This is a genomic window from uncultured Tenacibaculum sp., from assembly GCF_947494125.1.
Lineage (GTDB): Bacteria > Bacteroidota > Bacteroidia > Flavobacteriales > Flavobacteriaceae > Polaribacter.
This window is the reverse complement of sequence record NZ_CANLTU010000005.1, coordinates 177379-196929: the sequence shown is the minus strand read 5'-3', so window position 1 is coordinate 196929 and position 19551 is coordinate 177379. Positions and strand designations below refer to the sequence as shown.

The following is a 19551-nucleotide window of genomic DNA, read 5'->3' as shown; positions in this document are numbered from 1 at the left end:
ATGAGCGTACATATAGCTGCCTCAAAAGGCGAAATAGCAGAAACAGTTTTATTGCCAGGTGATCCGATGAGAGCTAAGTGGATTGCAGAAACTTTTTTAAAGAATCCTGTTTGTTATAATGATGTAAGAGGAATGTTAGGATATACAGGAGATTATAATGGAGAGAAAGTTTCTGTACAAGGAACAGGAATGGGAATACCAAGTACATTAATTTATGCTCATGAATTAATTACTGAATATGGAGTGAAAAACTTAATTCGTGTAGGTTCAGCAGGATCCTATCAAAAAGAGGTTGGAATTAGAGATATTGTTATAGCAATGGCAGCGTCAACAAATTCTGGATTAAATACAATTCGATTTAGTGGAGCTGATTATGCCCCAACAGCTAGTTTTGAGTTATTTCAAAAGGCACTAAATACTGCAAATAAAAAAGGCATAGCAATAAAAGCAGGGAATATTTTAAGTTCAGATGAATTCTATGCAGACGAATTTGAAAGCTATAAAAAATGGGCTGATTATGGTGTTTTATGTGTAGAAATGGAAACGAATGGTTTGTATACAGTAGCCGCAAAACACAAAGTAAATGCACTGTCTATATTAACAATATCAGATAGTTTAGTTACAGGAGAAAGAACAACAGCAGATGAAAGAGAGCAAACATTTAAAGAAATGATAGAAATCGCATTAGGCACTTTATAATGAAAAACTCACTAATACAAAAATATAATATTCCAGGACCAAGATATACAAGTTATCCAACGGTTCCTTATTGGGATGAAAGCACTTTTTCAATAGAAAAATGGATAACAACTTTTAAGAAATCATTTATAGAAAGTAATTCTACAGAAGGAATTAGTTTGTATATACATTTACCATTTTGTGAGAGTTTATGTACGTTTTGTGCATGCCATAAACATATTACAAAAAGACACGAAGTGGAAGAAGATTATATAGATACGGTTTTAAAAGAATGGGATTTATATACAGATTTAGTTGAAGAGACACCAATAGTAAAAGAAATTCATTTAGGAGGGGGAACACCTACTTTTTTTTCAAAAGAGCAATTGAAAAAATTAATAGATGGTATTTTTATAAAAGCAAAAAAACATTCAAATCACGAATTTAGTTTTGAAGGTCATCCAAATAACACAACAAAAGAACAATTGCAAACATTGTTTGATGTTGGTTTTACACGAGTAAGTTATGGAGTGCAAGATTATAATGAAAAAGTACAAGTGGCAATTCATAGAGTTCAACCTTTTGAAAATGTAGAAAAAGCAACGCGTTGGGCAAGAGAAATTGGTTATAAATCTGTTAGTCATGATTTAATTTTCGGTTTACCATTTCAAACAAAAGAAAATGTAATTCATACTATTAATAGAACAAAAGAATTACAACCAGATAGAATTTCATTTTATAGTTATGCGCACGTGCCATGGGTAAAAGGAGTTGGGCAAAGAGGTTTTAACGAACAAGATTTACCTAAGAATGAAGAAAAGCGTGAGCTTTATGAAATAGGAAAAGAACTCTTTGCTGAAATGGGCTATGTAGAAATTGGAATGGATCATTTTGCTTTACCAACAGATAGTTTGTATAAGGCAACAAAAGAGAAAACACTTCATAGAAATTTTATGGGTTATACGGCAAACAAAACTCAATTAATGATTGGTTTAGGAATGTCGGCAATATCAGATTCATGGTATGGGTTTGCACAGAATGTAAAAACTGTGAAAGAATACCAAAAAATAGTAAATGAAGGAGAGATTCCTGTTTTTAGAGGACATATTTTATCAGAAGAAGATTTAGTTATCAGAAAACATATTCTAAATATTATGTGTCATTTCTCGACATCATGGAAAGAAGAGCAATTACAAATTGAGAATATAGAAGCACATTTAAATAAATTAAAAGAAATGGTTGATGATGAACTGGTTTTTATTGGAGATAAAAAGCTAGTAGTTCCAGAAAAAGCAAGACCATATGTGCGAAACATTTGCATGGCATTTGATAAAAAGTTACATCAAAAACAGCCTGAAACTAAGCTGTTTTCTATGACTATTTAAAAGAAAAACTCGAAGGACTTCTTCGAGTTTTTTATATTTATTAAACTGAAAAAAAATGTAAGATATGACAAATGTCATGTTTTAAGAAAACCTTCACAAGTATCTTTGACGTATAATTATCAGGCAAGATATGAGCGTTATTTACTTACTACTTACACTAAGTATTTTAGTGGCAATTATTTTTTTTATTGCATTTATCGTTTCGGTAAAGAAAGGACAATACGATGATTCGTACACGCCTTCAGTTCGTATGCTCTTTGATGACGAATTAGTAAAAGAAGAAACAAAAATCAATAACTAACAATAGATATTAAATTCAATTAGATTATGGAAATGCAACAATTTTATTACGATAATAAGATCGTAAAAAAATTCATCTATGCCACACTTCTATGGGGAATCGTAGGTTTCTCAGTAGGATTATTATTGGCTTTTATGTTTTTATTCCCAAATATTACTGACGGAATTTCTTGGTTAAGTTTTGGTCGTTTACGTCCGTTACATACCAATGCAGTAATTTTTGCCTTTGTTGGTAACGCAATATACGCAGGTGTGTATTATTCGTTACAACGATTGTTGAAAACACGAATGGCAAGTGATTTTTTAAGTAATTTCAACTTTTGGGGATGGCAATTAATAATTGTCGCAGCAGCCATAACATTACCTTTAGGGTATACAACGTCAAAAGAATATGCCGAATTAGAATGGCCAATTGATATTGCAATTGCTTTAGTTTGGGTAGCTTTTGGTGTAAATATGATTTGGACGATTCTTCAAAGAAGACAACGTCACTTATATGTTGCTATTTGGTTTTATCTAGGAACATTTGTAACAGTTGCTGTATTGCATATTTTCAATAGTTTAGAATTACCTGTTAGTTTCTTAAAATCATATTCAGTTTATGCAGGAGTACAAGATGCCTTGGTGCAATGGTGGTACGGACATAATGCGGTAGCATTTTTCTTAACTACACCATTTTTAGGATTGATGTATTATTTTGTTCCTAAAGCAGCAAATAGGCCTGTATATTCTTATCGATTATCAATTGTTCACTTTTGGTCATTAATATTCATATACATCTGGGCAGGACCTCACCACTTATTATACACATCTTTACCAGATTGGGCTCAAAATTTAGGAGTAGCATTCTCTATTATGTTATTAGCACCATCTTGGGGGGGGATGATAAACGGATTGTTAACACTTCGTGGTGCTTGGGATAAAGTTCGTACAGATCCTGTTTTAAAATTCTTTGTAGTTGCAATTACAGGTTATGGTATGGCAACTTTTGAAGGACCAATGTTATCGTTAAAAAATGTAAATGCGATTGCCCACTTTAGTGATTGGATTATTGCTCACGTTCACGTTGGAGCATTAGCTTGGAATGGTTTCTTTACCTTCGGGATGATTTATTGGATGGTTCCAAAATTATTTAAAACAAAATTATACTCTACGGCATTAGCAAATTTTCATTTTTGGATAGGTACTTTAGGTATCATTATGTATGCTTTACCAATGTACGTTGCAGGATTTGTTCAAGCATCGATGTGGAAACAATTTAATCCAGATGGAACATTAACTTATGGAAACTTCCTTGAAACAGTTAATGAAATTATTCCAATGTATTGGATGCGTGCTATTGGAGGTAGTATGTTTATTATTGGAGCATTTGTGATGCTATATAATATGATTAGAACAGTTAAGTCTGGTACAGATGTTACCGATGATTTAGCAGAAGCAGCACCGTTAACAAAAGTTTCTAAACACAGAACAAAAGGAGAAGGATGGCATACTTGGTTAGAAAGAAAACCTATCAAATTAACTATTTACGCAACAGTAGCCATTTTAATAGGAGGTATAGTGCAGATTGTACCAACCTTATTAGTAAAATCTAACATACCAACAATAACAAGTGTAAAACCATATTCACCTTTAGAGTTAGAAGGTCGTGATTTATATATCCGTGAAGGGTGTGTAGGATGTCACTCACAAATGGTACGTCCATTTAGGTCAGAGGTTGAACGTTATGGTGAATATGCGAAAGCAGGAGAATTTGTGTATGATCATCCATTTTTATGGGGATCTAAACGTACAGGTCCAGATATTTTAAGAGTTGGAGGAAAGTATTCGGACAGTTGGCACTTAAATCATATGTATGATCCGCAAAGTACTTCACCAGGGTCTATCATGCCAGCATACCAATGGCTAGTTAGAAATAAACTAGATAAAAGTGATGTAGAGGCTAAAATGAGAGCAATGGTAACTCTTGGAGTCCCTTATACGGATGAAGAAATTGTGAATGCACAAGTAAGTATGGATGCACAGGGAGCTAAAATTCAAGAGAATTTACACCAAGACCCAGATTTTGCTAAAAGTTATGCAGCTGATAAAAAGTATGCACTAGAGAACGGACAAACTTTTATTGAAATGAAAGATAGAGAAATTGTCGCTTTAATCGCTTATTTACAACGATTAGGGACGGATATTAAGGTAAAAGATGTTCAAAAACAATTAAGCGCTAAAAACTAGAAATTATGTTGAAATTCGTAAAAAACCATATGGAAAGTATTATAGGTATTGAAATATACCCAATGATTTCGCTAACTATTTTCTTTACATTTTTTATGGTGTTGTTTTGGTGGGTGTTTACCGCTAAAAAAGAATACATCAGTAGAGTCAGTGATTTACCATTTAATGATTAAAAATAAAATAAGATGAAAAAATATATTCAATCTATAGTATCATTTCTTTTTGTTTTTTCAATGCCATTTATTTTAGCAAAAGCTTTTATGGCATATAAAGATCCATTTAGTTTATATGAAAATCCAGTAGTTTGGTTCGTAATTGTTGGTTTTGGTTTGGTAGTGCTTTTAAAAGAAGTTTTAGCAGCTACTGTTGTAAATAAGGCGAACGAATTAATGCCTAAAAATTACACAAGAGTACAAACTGTTATTTCATTTTTATTCTTGTTTTTAACGCCATTGGCATTAGCAAAAGCAATTAGCTCATATGCAAACCCATATAGTTTTTTAGAAAATCCATTAATATGGATTGGTATAGTTGCTTTTGGTCTAGTAGTGTTAGCAAAAGAAATGTTAACTATAACAGGAATTGCTAAAATTGAGAAAGCTGAAATGATTAAGGCTGGAATCAATCCTGAAGAAGTAGATAATTGGGCTTGGGCTAAAAAGTTAATCAATAAATGGACAGAAGCGAAAGCTATTGAAGAAGAAGAAGAGATTGTATTAGACCATAATTACGACGGAATTAAAGAATTAGATAATAATTTACCACCTTGGTGGGTATACATGTTCTATGCAACTATCATTTTTGCAGTAGTTTACTTAGTGAAATATGAGATGATGGGAGCTCCAAATCAAGATATGGAGTATGCACAATCTGTAGCGGAAGCTAAGAAAGAATTAGCCGCTTTTAGATCAACATCTAAAGAAGCAATTATAGATGCTGAAACTGTTACTGTTTTAACAGATGAAAGTGATTTAAGTAGAGGTAAAGCAGTGTATAATTTAAATTGTGCTGCATGTCATATTGCTGATGGAGGTGGAGGTATTGGTCCAAATTTAACTGATGAGTATTGGATTTTAGGAGGTGGTATTAAAAATGTGTTTGCCACTATAACAAATGGAGGTAGAGATGGAAAAGGTATGGTAGCATGGGGGAAAACTTTAAAGCCAAAAGATATTCAGAAAGTGGCTAGTTACATTATGTCTATGCAAGGAACAACTCCAGCTAAACCAAAACCAGCACAAGGAGAAAAATATGAAAATGGTCAATAAAAAATATAAGAACAAGTAAAAGACGTATACAGTAAAAATACTTGATAATAAATTTGGTTTTAATAGTTAAAAATGGAAACACCCGAGAATGAACAATTTAGAGATAGTATTGGAACCATCAACGATGAGGGAAAACGTTCTTGGGTGTATCCTAAAAAACCGAGTGGAAGATTCTATAAATACAGAAAGTATGTAAGTTATTTTCTACTAACAATTTTACTATCAGCACCATTTATAAAAATTAAAGGAAATCAATTTTTATTATTCAATGTATTAGAACGAAAGTTTAATATTTTCGGATTCCCTTTTTGGCCACAAGATTTTCATTTATTAGTGGTTTCAATGATTATTGGTGTTGTTTTTATTATTCTATTTACTGTTGTTTTTGGTCGTATTTTCTGTGGTTGGATTTGTCCGCAAACTATTTTTTTAGAAATGGTTTTTAGAAGGATAGAGTATTGGATTGATGGGGATAGAGGAAAACAAATACGGTTAGAAAAGCAGCCTTGGAATTCGGAGAAAATAAAAAAGAGATTATTAAAATGGTTTATCTTTTTTATCATTTCATTTTTAATAGCTAATGTGTTTTTAGCATATTTGATAGGTGGCGATACCGTTATAGATTATGTAACAGGAAATCCTTTAGATAACACGAGTACTTTAATTTCTTTGTTAATTTTTACAGGAGTATTCTATTTTATTTTTGTTTGGTTTAGAGAGCAAGTATGTATTATAGCTTGTCCATATGGAAGGTTACAAGGAGTACTTTTAGATAATAAAACAATTAACGTAGCATACGATCATGTAAGAGGAGAAGGTGAAAAAGGAAGAGCAAAATTTAAAAAGAAAGAAGATAGAGAGGCTTCAGGAAAAGGAGATTGTATAGATTGTTTTCAATGCGTAAATGTGTGTCCTACGGGTATAGATATAAGAAATGGAACACAATTAGAATGTGTTAACTGTACAGCTTGTATTGATGAATGTGATCACATTATGGAAAAAGTTGGTTTGCCAAAAGGACTAATCCGTTTCGCAAGTGAAGAAAATATAGAAAAGAAAACGCCTTTCCAGTTTACAGTAAGAATGAAAGGGTATTCTGCTATTTTAGGAATTTTGATCGCTGTTTTAATAGGGATGTTATTTTTAAGAAACGATGTTGAAGCAACTGTTTTACGCTTACCCGGACAATTATATGAGCATAAAGAAAATGGTGTTATAAGTAATATTTATACTTATAAAGTGATTAATAAAACAACGAAACAGATTGATGATGTTAGTTATAAGTTACTATCTCATAAAGGGAAAATAGAAACCGTAACACATCAAAATTTTGAAATTCCAAAACAAGGATTAGCTGAAGGAACTTTATTTATAGAGTTACATCAATCTGAAATGAAAAATGAAAAAGTAAACTTAAAAATTGGTGTTTTTAGTGGTGATAAATTAATAGAAACTACTAAAACCAATTTCTTAGGACCAAGAAGTTATAGATAATTAAAAAACAATAAAAATGAAACTAAACTGGGGCACGGGTATAGTAATTGCAATTATTGGGTTTATAAGTTTTATAATGTATTTCGTCATTTCGATGAGTACAGGTAAAAGTTATAATCACGATTTGGTATCTGATAAATATTATCAAAAAGAATTAGAATATCAACATACAATAGATGCAACTAAAAATGCAAAAGCATTAAAAGAAAACATTAGAGTAGAAAAAACAAAAGAAGGCTTAAAAATTCATTTTCCAAAAGAATTTAATCCTGAAGAGATTACAGGAAAAGTGTTCCTATATAGACCATCTAATAAGCAATTGGATTTTGAAATACCTATTTCATTCTCCAATACATATTTGCTCGTGCCTGAGAAACGTTTGTTAGGTGGTCGCTGGAACATTACTGTTTCCTGGAACTACAAAAATAAAGATTATTTATATCAGAAAGAATTACTTTACTAATGCTTACTTCTGCAATCATATTAGGTTTACTTGGAAGTTTTCACTGTATAGGCATGTGCGGTCCAATAGCTTTTATGCTACCAGTAGATAGAACAAATAAGGTGAAACAAGTTTTTCAAATAATGAGCTATCATTTTGGAAGACTTTTTACTTATAGTTTAATAGGGGTGTTATTTGGTTTTTTAGGAAAAGGATTTTATTTCTTCGGGTTTCAACAACAACTTTCAATTGCAGTTGGAATTTTAATGATCTTGGTGATTTTACTTCCGAAAACTTTTCAGAAATATAATTTTTCAAAGCCAATTAGTAGATTGATAATGAAAGTGAAATCAGCATTAGGAAAAGAACTTAAAAAGAAAGGAAACGATACTTTTTTTACCATAGGATTTTTAAATGGTTTTCTGCCTTGTGGATTAGTTTATATGGCAGTTTTTGGAGCTTTAACAACAACAAATCCATTTTCAGGAAGTTTGTACATGTTTCTTTTTGGACTCGGAACAATACCTTTAATGACAACAATGGTATATGTTGGCAACTTTGCAAATGTGATTGTTCGAAAAAGAATTCAACAGGCAATTCCATATGTAGTTGTTTTTATAGGAATTTTGTTTGTACTTAGAGGTTTAGGACTTGGTATACCTTATGTTTCACCATTACCAGTTTCTGATTTAACAACATCAGTAGAAGGATGTCATTAATGAACTATTTTATGTCTTTGCAGGAAATGAATCTGACATTTTAAGTTAATATCTGATTACTCTTCGTTAAAATTTACACTAAATAAATTGAGTGTTCTTTTTTAGGGGAAATGAGAATATTATAGCTTTGTTCTTTTAAAATAATCAAATGAAGAAAGAGGTTTTAAATTATAGTTTTATAATTGTTGGATGTGTGTTTATGGCTTTTGGTGTCGTAGGTTTTCTCAGCCCAAACAAGATAGCTATGGGGGGAACAGGTGGTTTAGCAATTATTTTTAATTACTTGTTTACGATTCCTATAGGGGTGTTGTTCGCGCTTATAAATATTCCATTATTAATAATTAGTATTCGATTCTTAGGAAAATATTTTGCCCTAAAAAGCACAGTTGCAATTATAACTGTGAGTTTGTTTATTGATATTACTTCAGAATATATAGGCTTATCAGCATTAAGTAACGAACCTTTATTAGCCACCCTTTATGGAGGTGTAACAGTAGGGCTAGGTATTGGGTTTATATTTAAAGGAGGAGGTTCTGCAGGAGGAGGTACTATTATAGCAAGAATTATAACTTCTAAAACGTCATTAAAAACAGGAACAGTAATTTTAATTTTAGACGCTATTGTTGTTGTATGTACTGCTATTGTATTTAATAATATAGAATTAGCACTATGGAGTATGATAAGTATTTTTATAACTACTAAAATGATTGATCTTGTATTAGCAGGTAGACCAAACGGACGTATCGTACATATTTCATCATCAAATAATTTAGAAAATATGGGCTTGCTAATTAATGAACGAATAGGAGTAAATGGAACTTTGGTATTGGGCAATAATTTAAGTTTAAGTAAAGAGAAATACTTGATTTTTGTAACTGTACCTATGAATAGATTAAATGCGTTAAAGCAATTAATTAATGATGAAGATAAAACGGCTAAAATGATTGTCATGGACGCAACAGAAATGCTAGGAACAAAATTTTTAGAGTAGAATATAATAAAGAATTAAAGAAGGGATATAAACCTGACAAAAATCATGATTTTACTAATAGATCTTTAGTAATTTAGAGGGGAAGTTAAACCCTAAATATCTTATTATGAAAAAAATAATAGTCCCAGTCGATTTTTCTATTCATTCAGAATATGCATTACAAACAGCAGCTTTTTTAGCAAAACAAGCAAATGCCGAAATTATAGTTGTACACATGTTAGAACTATCTAATGCTATAGTTAGTAAATCGGAAAGTTACGCTCAAAAAGAAACATTTTTTTATTTAAAACTAGCAGAAAAAAAGTTTAATAGCTTTTTGCAAAAAGAGTATTTAATAGACATAAAAGTAACTCCTATAATTAAGCATTTTAAAATTTTTAGCGAATTAGATGAATTGGCTCGAGAAGAAAATGTAGATCTAATTATTATGGGGTCTAAAGGAGTTAGTGGATTAAAAGAAATGTTTGTAGGATCTAATACAGAAAAAGTAATTCGCTATGCACATGTGCCAGTATTGGTAGTTAAAGAAGAGCCTATTACAGAAAATTTTGAAAAAGTAGTTTTTGCTTGCGATTTTTCAGATGATGATATTGATCCATTGTTAAGAGCACAAGCCTTTTTTAAGAGTTTAAATAGTACATTAGAATTGGTGTATGTACAAACGCCGTCGGCAAAGTTTAAAAGTACATTTGAATTAAAAGAAAAAATACAACAATTTTTAGATAAACTAGGAGAGGTAAGTTTTAGTAAAGAACAAATTCATATTGTTTCCGATTATACAGTAGAAGAAGGCTTACGTTATTATGTAAATACACATCAAATAGATATGTTAGTTATTGCAACTAGAGGTAAAAAAGGAATCGCTCATTTTTTTGAAGGAAGTATTACTGAAGACGTAGCAAATCATAGTAAGTTTCCATTATTAACTTTTAAAGCCTAAGAAAGTTAAAATAAAAGTTAGCCTATTTTAGGCTAACTTTTATTTTAGAATTTATTAAAATCTTTTTTGTCCAGAAAATTCCATTGCTTCACCTTTACCAAAACCAAAGCTAATTCCTAAAGTAACAAAACGACCTCTTTGACTAAAAGAAGTGCGATTAAAGTTATTTTGTACAGTTACTTCTTCATAGTTTCTTGAAGCAAAAGCATCACGAATACTTAAACTAGCATTTAGTTTACCGTTTAGCATCTTTTTACGAACACCTAAATCCATAAAAAGATTATCAGATATTGTACTTTGAGCAGTTTTAAATTTAGAACGGTAATTTCCAGTAACTTCTAAAGTAAACCCAGCAGGAAACTTAATTTTACCTGTTGATCTTAAGCTCCATCTATTACCTGTAAAATCAAAATTATTATTTAGTAATTGTCCCTTTCTTATAAAAGTATTATAATTAAAATCTGAAGTAAAACTAAACCAAGAAATAGGAGAATATTTTGTGTTAATTTCTAGTCCAGTAGCACGATTAGTTCCAATATTTTGAGGTTTTGAAGTAGTAACATTGTTGTTAATAGTAGTAATTTCTTCAATAACATCTGTGGTTGCCCTATGGTATATTCCAGCATTAATAGATGCTTTTGATAATTTATAAATAGTAGTAATTTCAAAAGAGTTGGTAAATTCAGGAGTTAAATTAGGGTTTCCTATATTAAGATTAAAGTTGTCTCTAAAAGAAACAAAAGGGTTTAAATCCCATAAACGAGGCCTAAAAATACGTTTTGAATATCCAGCTTGTAATGACAAGTTTTCGTTTATTTTGTAGGAACTATGTAAACTCGGAAATAGATTACTATAGCGTTGCTTATTATTCTGATTAGAAGTAATTAATTTTGTAGTTAGGTTGGTGTTTTCTAAACGTAAACCTCCTTTTATTCCCCAATTTTTATCTTCAAAAGCAAAAGTAGCATAGGTGCCTAAAACACCTTGATTGTAGTCAAAAACATTACTAAATCCAATATTAGTAACCCAATTATTGTTTATAAAATCACGTACAGTATAGGTATTTGTTACTTGATCTAATAAATATTGTGCTCCAATTTCTAAGATATAGTTTTTGTAAATAGGACGTGTATAATCTAATTTAAAAGTATATTCGTTTTGCCCAAAGTTGGTTTTTGCTTCTTGTACATCGTTGGTCATATTACCAATAAGTACATTATTATTGAAAATTGAAGTTTTATTTTTAGAGAAAGATGTACCTAATGCACTAAAGAGTAAGTTGTGTTTTTTACGATCTGTAAAATCTTTTTTATACTGTAGTTCATATTCCCATTTAGGGTTAGTAGCTCTGGTGTCTTCTAAACGATTCCAAGAATCGGTAGTAGTTAAAGAAGTATTTTGTAAATTATAAGTTTGATTTGCATTTTCTTTTTCATTTTCAAAAGCATAATGACCTGATAATGTAAGAACGTTATTTGCATTGATATGGTAATCTGTACCTAAAATTAAATTAAAGAAATTTTCATTTTTATTACTATCACTAATAGTGCTTAATTGAGTATTATTAATAGTATTGGTACTTGAATTGTTCCCTTTTCTAGGAAACGTACGTCTTCCATAAGCCACTTGACTAAAGAGATTGAATTTTTCAGTACGTCTATTTAAACTTAAACCTAAACTATGATTATTAGGAATTCCAGTGTTTAAAGAAATAGAACCATTCAAACCTTTTTTTTCTGACTTCTTTAAAATAATGTTTAAAATTCCACTAGTTCCAGAAGCATCATACTTTGCAGAAGGATTGGTAATTACCTCAATACTTTTAATCATATCAGCAGTAATACTTCCTAAAGCGTTTCCTTCTTCACTGGCTAAAACAGAAGGCTTACCGTTTATAAGTATTTGTACTCCTTCACTTCCTCGTAAGCTAATTTGCCCTTCAATGTTAACTGTTACAGAAGGTACATTATTTAATACTTCTAAAGCACTAGCACCTGTACTACTTAAATCTTTACCAACATTAAAAACACGTTTGTCTAATTTAAAAACAGTTTGAGATTTTTCAGCACGAACAATAACTTCGTCTAGTTTATCAGAGTCTTCTTCCAAAGTAATAGTTGGTAGTTTAATAATAGAAGCATTGCGATTAAATTGAGTTATTTTTTTTGTTTTAAAACCAATAAAACGGGCTTCTATATAAAAATTAGAAGCAGTTGTTTTTAAACTAAAGGAACCAGTTTCGTCGGTAGTAGCTCCAGAAATAGGAGTATTATTTGTTGAATTCATAACAATTACTGTAACAAACTCAAGGGGTAATTGATTGTTGCTTTCTATTACTTTTCCATTAATCGTTTTGGTATCTGTTTGTCCATAGGTCTTAGAAAATACTAAGGTTAATAAACATATAAGTACTAAAAATTGTTTCATGATGTGTATTTTAAACTTTAAAAAACAAATTTTGAAAGAATCAAGTAGCTTGAAAAATAAAATCGGTAAACAACAAATACTAACCTTTAAACGACTTGTTTGGTAATAAATTTATAAATTGTTGTTTGTAGGTAATATTTAACCGTTTGAAGGAAACTTATATGTAGCTATATAAGAATGACTTATTTTTGAGTCTATGAAACAATTATTAAATAAGATAGAACTTAAAGAATGGCTTTTTCAAATACTATTGTTAATCGTCATTTTTTTCTTGTTTTCTTTTGATAAACACAGTCCAGACATTAGTTTGGATACCATAGTGTTTTTTATGCATTATGCATTGATTTCTTACATAATAAGCTATGTTTTTATCCCTTATTTATTTTATAAAAAAAAGTATAAAGAGTTTGGATTTGCTATTGTATTAACATTAGTATATCTGTATATTTCTGAAGAATTTGTATTAGAAAAAATATTTTATGCTGATAAACGAGGTAAATATATTTCAAATATATTTTTTACACTATTAGATATTTTACCAACAATAGTAATTCTAGTAGGATTTAAATTAGGTTGGGATGCGCATAAAAAACAAGTATTGGTAGATAAGCTAAAATCTACTGTAAAAGAGAGTGAATTACGTTTTTTAAAATCACAAATCAATCCTCACTTTTTATTTAATAACTTAAATAACTTATATGCGTACGCTATAGAGCAATCACCAAAAACTCCATCAATAATTTTAGAGTTATCATCGGTGTTACGTTATATGTTATATGATTGCAAAGAAGATTTTGTTTTATTACAGTCGGAAATAGAGCACTTAAAACATTTTACGGCTTTGAATGAGTTGCAGATAGAGAATAGAGGAGAGGTTACCTTTAATACCTCAGAAATTCCAGCTAATTATATAATTGCTCCTTTGATTTTATTAATGTTTATAGAAAATGCATTTAAACATAGTACAGCTAGTCAAAGTACTAATATTTGTATAAAAATAGACATACAAGTAAATTCACAGGGAATGTTAAATTTTGTTTGTGAAAACAGTTTTTTATCGAATTCCAATAATCAAAACTTATCGAAAGGAATTGGTTTAACGAATGTAAATAAACGACTGGAAATGTTATACCCCCAAAAATATACTCTAGAGATAGATAACTCTAATCAAAAATATAAAGTAAACTTACAATTACAACTTGCAAAAAGAGAATAAGCTATGAGAACATGTATTATAGTAGAAGATCAGCCACCAGCACAACGTATTTTACAAAAATATATTAACGATATAGGTTCTTTAAAGTTATTAGAAACTTTTTCAGATGGTATTACAGCATTATCATTTTTACAAAATCAAGAGGTTGATTTAATTTTTTTAGATATTCATTTGCCCAAAATATCTGGCATCGATTTTTTAAAAACACTAAAAAATAATTCACAGGTAATTTTAACAACAGCATTTTCCGATTATGCTTTAGAAAGTTATGAATATAATGTTGTAGATTATTTATTAAAGCCTTTTTCATTTCAGCGTTTTGTTCAAGCTATTCATAAAAGCAGCTTAGTATCATCACCAAAAAAAGGAAAAGTAGATATAGCAGATACTTTTTTATTAAAATCAGGATATGATTTTGTAAAAGTTAGTAGCAACGATATCATATTTATAAAATCGGATGCAGATTATGCAGAAATCGTTACTACAGAAAAAACATATTTAAGTTCAGAATCAATGAAAAATTGGTTAATTAAATTACCTACATCTTTTGCGCAGATACATAAGTCGTATATAGTTAATACTAGTTATTTAGATAAAGTTTCTGGTAATCAGGTATATATATCAAATGAAGAAGTTTTACCGTTAGGAAGAGCTTATAAAGAAGGCTTTTTACAGAAGTTTGTAAAATACAAATAGCCAATTTTCATGAGATAGTTATTTTGTATCTTCCGCATATTAAACTATTAATCATGAAAATAAAAACATATTCAGTCTTAGCATTATTTGTAGGAATAATGTTAGTGTCCTGCAAAAAAGAAAAAAAAACTGAGGTTCTTAGTGAAGCAGATATTGTTGCTGAATCTAAAAAAGTAAATGCTTTTTTTGATAAACAATTTAAAGAAAACTTAGATAGGCACCCGATGTATCAAACCTATTTAGGTATAAAAAAAGATGCAGACAAATGGAATGATATTTCTGATGATTTTGCTAAAACAGAATTAGAACAAACTAAGAAAGCTTTAAGTTGGATTAACGATTCAGTTAATGTGAAAGCCTTAGATAAAGGAACTAAATTAAGTTACGATTTATTTAAACAGCAATTAGAAAATCAAATAGCAGATTTCAAATACCGTTTTCATACATATCCTGTAAATCAAATGCATGGTATGCAAGCAGAAATTCCTGCATTCTTAATTAATATGCATCAGGTCTCTAATGTTGAAGATGCAGAAAATTATATTGCCCGTTTGAACAACTTAAAACCGTTGTTTGCACAATTAGTAGCAGGTTTGAAAGAAAGAGAAGCAAAAGGAATAATGCCTCCAAAATTTGTGTTTGCAAAAGTATTGGACGATTCTAGAAATTTAATAAAAGGAAAACCTTTTGATAATTCAGATACACCAAGCACTTTATTTAATGATTTCACTAATAAAGTTAATAAATTAGATATAGATGCAGAAAAGAAAAAAGCACTTATAGATAAAGGTATAGTAGCTTTAAAAGAAAGTGTTTTACCAGCGTATCAAAATCTAATAACAACTTTAGAAGGGCAAGAAAAAGTTACAAGTACTGATGATGGTGCTTGGAAATTACCTGATGGAGTAGCGTTTTTCAATAATGCTTTAAAAAGAACCACCACCACTAATTTAACTGCGGAAGAAATCCACGAAATAGGATTAAAAGAAGTCGCTAGAATTCATGATGAAATGCGTGCTATTATGAAAAAAGTAGGGTTTAAGGGCACTTTAAAAGAATTTTTCGGATTTATGAAAAAAGATCCTCAATTTTATTATGAAGATTCTAAGAAAGGGAGAGAAGAATATATGGTTGAAGCAACTCATATTATAGACAGTATGAAAACTCGCTTGGATGAATTATTTATAACAAAACCAAAGGCAGCTTTAATTGTAAAAGCGGTTGAAGCATTTAGAGAAAAATCTGCAGGAAAAGCATTTTATCAGCAGCCAGCGATAGACGGTTCTAGACCGGGTACATACTATGCAAATATGTATGACATGGCTAGTATGCCATCGTATCAAATGGAAGCTTTGGCTTATCATGAAGGTATACCTGGACATCATATGCAAATAGCAATTGCTCAGGAATTAAAAGAGGTGCCAATGTTTCGAAAATTTGGGCGCTATACAGCTTATGTAGAAGGATGGGGGCTATATTCAGAATATATACCAAAAGAAATGGGCTTTTATTCTGATCCTTATTCTGATTTTGGACGCTTAGCCATGGAGTTATGGAGAGCTTGTCGTTTGGTAGTAGATACGGGTATTCATGCAAAAAAGTGGACTCGAGAAGAAGGGATAAAGTATTATACTGATAATACACCTAACGCAGAGTTAGATGCCATTAAAATGGTAGAAAGACATATCGTAATGCCAAGTCAAGCAACAGCGTATAAAATAGGAATGCTTAAAATATTAGAGCTTCGTAAAAAAGCAAAAGAAGCTTTAGGAGATAAATTTGATATTAGAAAATTCCATAATGTAGCTTTAACTAATGGACCATTGCCATTAAATGTTTTAGAAACTCTAGTTGAAGAATATATTACTTCTGAAAAGTAAAATAATAAGAATAAAAAACTCGATACAATTTGTATCGAGTTTTTTATTTATAAAGTAAAACTGAAATTACTTAGTTTCTTTAGCTTTAATATCACTAACAAATTTTTGTAAACGTTTTCCGTAATCTGAATTCTTAACTTTATCAGTTAAACTATTATTAATAGTATCTAATAATTGAATATTCGCATCAAATAATTCTGATAAAGCAATATATGGTGCAGCTTCACTATCTGCATTAGTAACAGCAAAATTTGTTGAGAATAAAAAACGACGACGAATCATCTTTTTATAATCAGCTTCTACTTGTTTAATTAAATCTTCATCTTGAGATTTACGAGCTTCAAAGTCTTTTTGTATAAAATCTAAGCGTTGGTCTTTAAATCTTCTATCAATTTCACGAAATTTTTTCATTACATCTTGATTTTTTGAACCTATAATTTCAGGTTTGAAACCAAACTCTTCAATATTATCATTAATTGTAATTTCGCCTTTTTCTCCAAAAAACATTAAGTGTTTATCTTTAGCATTACCATTAAAAGTTAGGTAATACATTACAGGTGATTCTACATTATCAGTTAAAATAAATTTATCATCACCTAATAAAGCCATAGAGTCAACAGCAACTAATACTGTATCATTCATTTTTTGAAGATATAAAGTACCCTTTTTTAACCCTTTAATTTGACCTTTTACAACCATGTTTCCTTCTTTTTTAGAAGAACAGGCAAAAGCCATTATTGAGAACGCACAAATAGCGATAAATTTTTTCATCTGTTTATTTTGTTTTACTTATTAGGTTAGATGAAATTAGTATAAAATAATATCATACTAATTTCATGTGATTTTAAATTTTAGATTGCAAATATGCAGAATTCTCTTATAAAGTTGCCGATAATTCCATTAAAATTGTACATAATATAGCACCAACAGTACCAATAGCATATCCAAATACAGCTAGTAGTACCCCAACAGTTGCTAATGAAGGGTGGAATGCAGAGGCTACAATAGGAGCAGAAGCTGCACCACCAACATTTGCTTGACTACCTACTGCTAAAAAGAAATAAGGAGCTCTAATTAATTTAGCGACTAAGATTAATAATCCAGCATGGATACTCATCCAAACTAAACCTATAGCAATTAAACCTAAATTGTCGAAAATCATGGCTAAATCCATTTTCATACCAATGGTAGCAACTAAAATATAAATGAAAATACTACCAAGCTTACTTGCACCTGCACCTTCGTAATTCTTAGCCTTGGTAAATGATAAGATTATTGCAATAATAGTTGAAATACTAATTAACCAAAAGAAACCTGAACCTAAGAAAGAAAATATGTTTTTAAATGTTTGAGATTCGATACCAGCAACCAATTCGCTAAAGAAAGTACTTAAGTATTTAGACGCAAAATGCCCAAAACCAACAGTGCCAAATGCAATAGCAAGCATAATCATAAAATCCGTAAGAGTAGGGTTTCTTTTTACCCCTTGAGTAAAAGTAGAAACTTTTTCTTTTAATTCTTCAATAGCTGAGGTATCTGCTTTTAACCATTTGTTAATCTTATCTTTTCTACCAATTCCAATTAATAAAATAGCCATCCAAATGTTAGCAACAACAATATCAACAAACACCATACCTCCATATTTTGCAGGATTATATTGATAAATTTCTAACATTGCTGTTTGATTTGCACCACCACCAATCCAACTACCAGCTAGGGTAGATAAACCTCTCCATACAGCATCAAAACCAGCTCCACCAACTGTTTCAGGAGAAAATATAGAAATTAATAAAATAGCAATGGGACCTCCGATGATTATACCTATTGTTCCCGTAAAAAACATAATTAAAGCCTTAGACCCTAAGTTGAAAACAGCTTTTAAATCTATACTTAAAGTCATTAATACTAAGGCAGCTGGTAGTAAAAATCTACTAGCGACATAATACAATTGAGATTTATTTTTTATAACTTCTCCAGCAGTATTCGAAGTTTCCCATTCAGGAGAAATAACACCTAAAGTTGTAAAAATTGCAGGTATAAAGTAGGCCATGAATAGACCTGGTACAATTTTATAAAATTTAGACCAAAATCCAGAAGTTTTAGATTCAGTATAAAATACAAAACCTAAAGAAACCATTAGAATACCAAATACAATAGCGTCATTTGTAATAAAAGGAATGTTCATTTTTTAAATTAGTTTTTTGCTAAAGTATGAAAATTACTTAGTCTTTTTTCTGTGATCTGTACTTATGGCAATCCCTAATTGAATTCTATCAAAACTTCTACTACTAGCATCAGAAATGTTCATATACCCCAATTGAAGTTTTGCAGTTTTTGAAAGTTTATATTTAACACCAACACCTAACCAGTTTTGGTTATAAGCTTCTCCATCAAAGTCAAAAAAGATTTCATCATATATATAAGTAGACCATTTTGTTGATAAAGGGTAGCTAAATCCTAATTGATATCTAATAAAATGACCTGTCTGTGATTCAAAAAAACGTTGTTCTGCTCTTAATCGATGTGCAATACCTAATTCTGATATTTTATGTTTTACATTGAAGTCTTCATAAATACGATGATCGCTAAAGTCACCCTTTGAAATTCCAAAAGTTCGATCTGTACTTAAATATGCATATCCAATAGTAGCACTTAGGTTTTTGTTGATTTTATAATTACCTCCAAGTCTTCCAATAAACTGCTGCATATCATCCCCAACTTCAAAAAAACGAAAATGTGCCATAGTTTTTAAGCTAAATTTTTCTGATACTTGATGTGAGCCATTATACATATACCAAACACCTAGTTCTTTTTCAGGGTTAGATTGGGCTACATTTTTTAGCGTAAATAAAATGATAAATAAAAAAGCTATTTTTTTCATGAAAA

The 19551-nt window shown here is 30.3% G+C and carries 18 protein-coding genes; 14 read left to right on the top strand and 4 right to left on the bottom strand.

All coding sequences use genetic code 11. The annotated features are described in order from the left end of the window. The 11 genes from deoD to Q0881_RS10590 all read left to right on the top strand — a co-directional run bounded on the left by deoD (window position 1) and on the right by Q0881_RS10590 (window position 10446). A complete protein-coding gene (gene deoD, locus Q0881_RS10640) occupies window positions 1–699 on the top strand; it encodes a purine-nucleoside phosphorylase (protein WP_299159939.1) in 699 nt (232 codons plus the stop codon). Continuing rightward, on the top strand, window positions 699–2063 hold the full coding sequence (hemN, locus tag Q0881_RS10635) for an oxygen-independent coproporphyrinogen III oxidase (protein ID WP_299159937.1): 1365 nt from the start codon (window positions 699–701) through the stop codon (window positions 2061–2063). Before deoD ends, hemN begins: the two co-directional genes overlap by 1 nt. A 130-nt stretch (window positions 2064–2193) precedes the next feature. Then, window positions 2194–2364: a cbb3-type cytochrome oxidase assembly protein CcoS gene (gene ccoS / locus Q0881_RS10630; RefSeq protein WP_299159935.1), complete on the top strand. Its 171-nt coding sequence runs from the start codon at window positions 2194–2196 to the stop codon at window positions 2362–2364. Between the two features lie 26 nt (window positions 2365–2390). After that, entirely contained in the window at window positions 2391–4592 is a 2202-nt protein-coding gene (gene ccoN, locus Q0881_RS10625; RefSeq protein ID WP_299159932.1) for a cytochrome-c oxidase, cbb3-type subunit I, read from the top strand. Window positions 4593–4597: 5 nt separating this feature from the next. Beyond that, a complete protein-coding gene (locus Q0881_RS10620) occupies window positions 4598–4765 on the top strand; it encodes a CcoQ/FixQ family Cbb3-type cytochrome c oxidase assembly chaperone (RefSeq protein ID WP_299159929.1) in 168 nt (55 codons plus the stop codon). Between the two features lie 12 nt (window positions 4766–4777). After that, window positions 4778–5860: a cbb3-type cytochrome c oxidase N-terminal domain-containing protein gene (locus Q0881_RS10615; RefSeq protein WP_299159926.1), complete on the top strand. Its 1083-nt coding sequence runs from the start codon at window positions 4778–4780 to the stop codon at window positions 5858–5860. Between the two features lie 72 nt (window positions 5861–5932). Further along, window positions 5933–7354: a cytochrome c oxidase accessory protein CcoG gene (ccoG, locus tag Q0881_RS10610; protein WP_299159923.1), complete on the top strand. Its 1422-nt coding sequence runs from the start codon at window positions 5933–5935 to the stop codon at window positions 7352–7354. A gap of 16 nt (window positions 7355–7370) precedes the next feature. After that, window positions 7371–7817: a FixH family protein gene (locus Q0881_RS10605; RefSeq protein ID WP_299159920.1), complete on the top strand. Its 447-nt coding sequence runs from the start codon at window positions 7371–7373 to the stop codon at window positions 7815–7817. Continuing rightward, window positions 7817–8515: a sulfite exporter TauE/SafE family protein gene (locus tag Q0881_RS10600; protein ID WP_299159917.1), complete on the top strand. Its 699-nt coding sequence runs from the start codon at window positions 7817–7819 to the stop codon at window positions 8513–8515. Before Q0881_RS10605 ends, Q0881_RS10600 begins: the two co-directional genes overlap by 1 nt. A 148-nt stretch (window positions 8516–8663) precedes the next feature. Continuing rightward, window positions 8664–9506 carry a YitT family protein gene (locus Q0881_RS10595; RefSeq protein ID WP_299159915.1) on the top strand — a complete coding sequence of 281 codons (843 nt, stop codon included), beginning with the start codon at window positions 8664–8666 and terminating at the stop codon, window positions 9504–9506. Window positions 9507–9612: 106 nt separating this feature from the next. Continuing rightward, on the top strand, window positions 9613–10446 hold the full coding sequence (locus tag Q0881_RS10590) for a universal stress protein (RefSeq protein WP_299159913.1): 834 nt from the start codon (window positions 9613–9615) through the stop codon (window positions 10444–10446). Window positions 10447–10500: 54 nt separating this feature from the next. On the opposite strand, the gene Q0881_RS10585 is transcribed toward Q0881_RS10590, so the two are convergent. After that, complete coding sequence (locus Q0881_RS10585) at window positions 10501–12873, bottom strand: outer membrane beta-barrel family protein (RefSeq protein ID WP_299159911.1); 2373 nt, start codon at window positions 12871–12873, stop codon at window positions 10501–10503. Window positions 12874–13069: 196 nt separating this feature from the next. Here Q0881_RS10585 and Q0881_RS10580 point away from each other — a divergent pair, with 196 nt between their 5' ends. The 3 genes from Q0881_RS10580 to Q0881_RS10570 are packed head-to-tail and all read left to right on the top strand — an operon-like array spanning window position 13070 to window position 16665. Then, window positions 13070–14089, top strand: coding sequence for a histidine kinase (locus Q0881_RS10580; protein WP_299159909.1), 1020 nt, complete (start codon window positions 13070–13072; stop codon window positions 14087–14089). Between the two features lie 3 nt (window positions 14090–14092). After that, a complete protein-coding gene (locus Q0881_RS10575) occupies window positions 14093–14785 on the top strand; it encodes a response regulator transcription factor (protein WP_299159907.1) in 693 nt (230 codons plus the stop codon). A gap of 53 nt (window positions 14786–14838) precedes the next feature. After that, a complete protein-coding gene (locus Q0881_RS10570) occupies window positions 14839–16665 on the top strand; it encodes a DUF885 family protein (protein ID WP_299159905.1) in 1827 nt (608 codons plus the stop codon). Between the two features lie 66 nt (window positions 16666–16731). Here the strand turns inward: Q0881_RS10570 and Q0881_RS10565 are convergent, their stop codons facing one another. From Q0881_RS10565 to Q0881_RS10555, 3 genes are all read right to left on the bottom strand, one after another. Further along, window positions 16732–17436 carry a DUF4369 domain-containing protein gene (locus Q0881_RS10565; protein ID WP_299159903.1) on the bottom strand — a complete coding sequence of 235 codons (705 nt, stop codon included), beginning with the start codon at window positions 17434–17436 and terminating at the stop codon, window positions 16732–16734. A 106-nt stretch (window positions 17437–17542) separates the two neighbouring features. Then, entirely contained in the window at window positions 17543–18850 is a 1308-nt protein-coding gene (locus Q0881_RS10560; RefSeq protein ID WP_299159901.1) for a DUF819 family protein, read from the bottom strand. Window positions 18851–18883: 33 nt separating this feature from the next. Beyond that, window positions 18884–19546, bottom strand: coding sequence for a DUF2490 domain-containing protein (locus Q0881_RS10555; protein ID WP_299159899.1), 663 nt, complete (start codon window positions 19544–19546; stop codon window positions 18884–18886). Window positions 19547–19551: the final 5 nt, after the last annotated feature.

What these genes read in the sequence shown, in the direction of transcription:
- deoD (WP_299159939.1), top strand. Translation starts at nt 1, where the DNA reads ATGAGCGTACATATAGCTGCCTCAAAAGGCGAAATAGCAGAAACAGTT.
- hemN (WP_299159937.1), top strand. Translation starts at nt 699, where the DNA reads ATGAAAAACTCACTAATACAAAAATATAATATTCCAGGACCAAGATAT.
- ccoS (WP_299159935.1), top strand. Translation starts at nt 2,194, where the DNA reads ATGAGCGTTATTTACTTACTACTTACACTAAGTATTTTAGTGGCAATT.
- ccoN (WP_299159932.1), top strand. Translation starts at nt 2,391, where the DNA reads ATGGAAATGCAACAATTTTATTACGATAATAAGATCGTAAAAAAATTC.
- Q0881_RS10620 (WP_299159929.1), top strand. Translation starts at nt 4,598, where the DNA reads ATGTTGAAATTCGTAAAAAACCATATGGAAAGTATTATAGGTATTGAA.
- Q0881_RS10615 (WP_299159926.1), top strand. Translation starts at nt 4,778, where the DNA reads ATGAAAAAATATATTCAATCTATAGTATCATTTCTTTTTGTTTTTTCA.
- ccoG (WP_299159923.1), top strand. Translation starts at nt 5,933, where the DNA reads ATGGAAACACCCGAGAATGAACAATTTAGAGATAGTATTGGAACCATC.
- Q0881_RS10605 (WP_299159920.1), top strand. Translation starts at nt 7,371, where the DNA reads ATGAAACTAAACTGGGGCACGGGTATAGTAATTGCAATTATTGGGTTT.
- Q0881_RS10600 (WP_299159917.1), top strand. Translation starts at nt 7,817, where the DNA reads ATGCTTACTTCTGCAATCATATTAGGTTTACTTGGAAGTTTTCACTGT.
- Q0881_RS10595 (WP_299159915.1), top strand. Translation starts at nt 8,664, where the DNA reads ATGAAGAAAGAGGTTTTAAATTATAGTTTTATAATTGTTGGATGTGTG.
- Q0881_RS10590 (WP_299159913.1), top strand. Translation starts at nt 9,613, where the DNA reads ATGAAAAAAATAATAGTCCCAGTCGATTTTTCTATTCATTCAGAATAT.
- Q0881_RS10585 (WP_299159911.1), bottom strand. Translation starts at nt 12,873, where the DNA reads ATGAAACAATTTTTAGTACTTATATGTTTATTAACCTTAGTATTTTCT.
- Q0881_RS10580 (WP_299159909.1), top strand. Translation starts at nt 13,070, where the DNA reads ATGAAACAATTATTAAATAAGATAGAACTTAAAGAATGGCTTTTTCAA.
- Q0881_RS10575 (WP_299159907.1), top strand. Translation starts at nt 14,093, where the DNA reads ATGAGAACATGTATTATAGTAGAAGATCAGCCACCAGCACAACGTATT.
- Q0881_RS10570 (WP_299159905.1), top strand. Translation starts at nt 14,839, where the DNA reads ATGAAAATAAAAACATATTCAGTCTTAGCATTATTTGTAGGAATAATG.
- Q0881_RS10565 (WP_299159903.1), bottom strand. Translation starts at nt 17,436, where the DNA reads ATGAAAAAATTTATCGCTATTTGTGCGTTCTCAATAATGGCTTTTGCC.
- Q0881_RS10560 (WP_299159901.1), bottom strand. Translation starts at nt 18,850, where the DNA reads ATGAACATTCCTTTTATTACAAATGACGCTATTGTATTTGGTATTCTA.
- Q0881_RS10555 (WP_299159899.1), bottom strand. Translation starts at nt 19,546, where the DNA reads ATGAAAAAAATAGCTTTTTTATTTATCATTTTATTTACGCTAAAAAAT.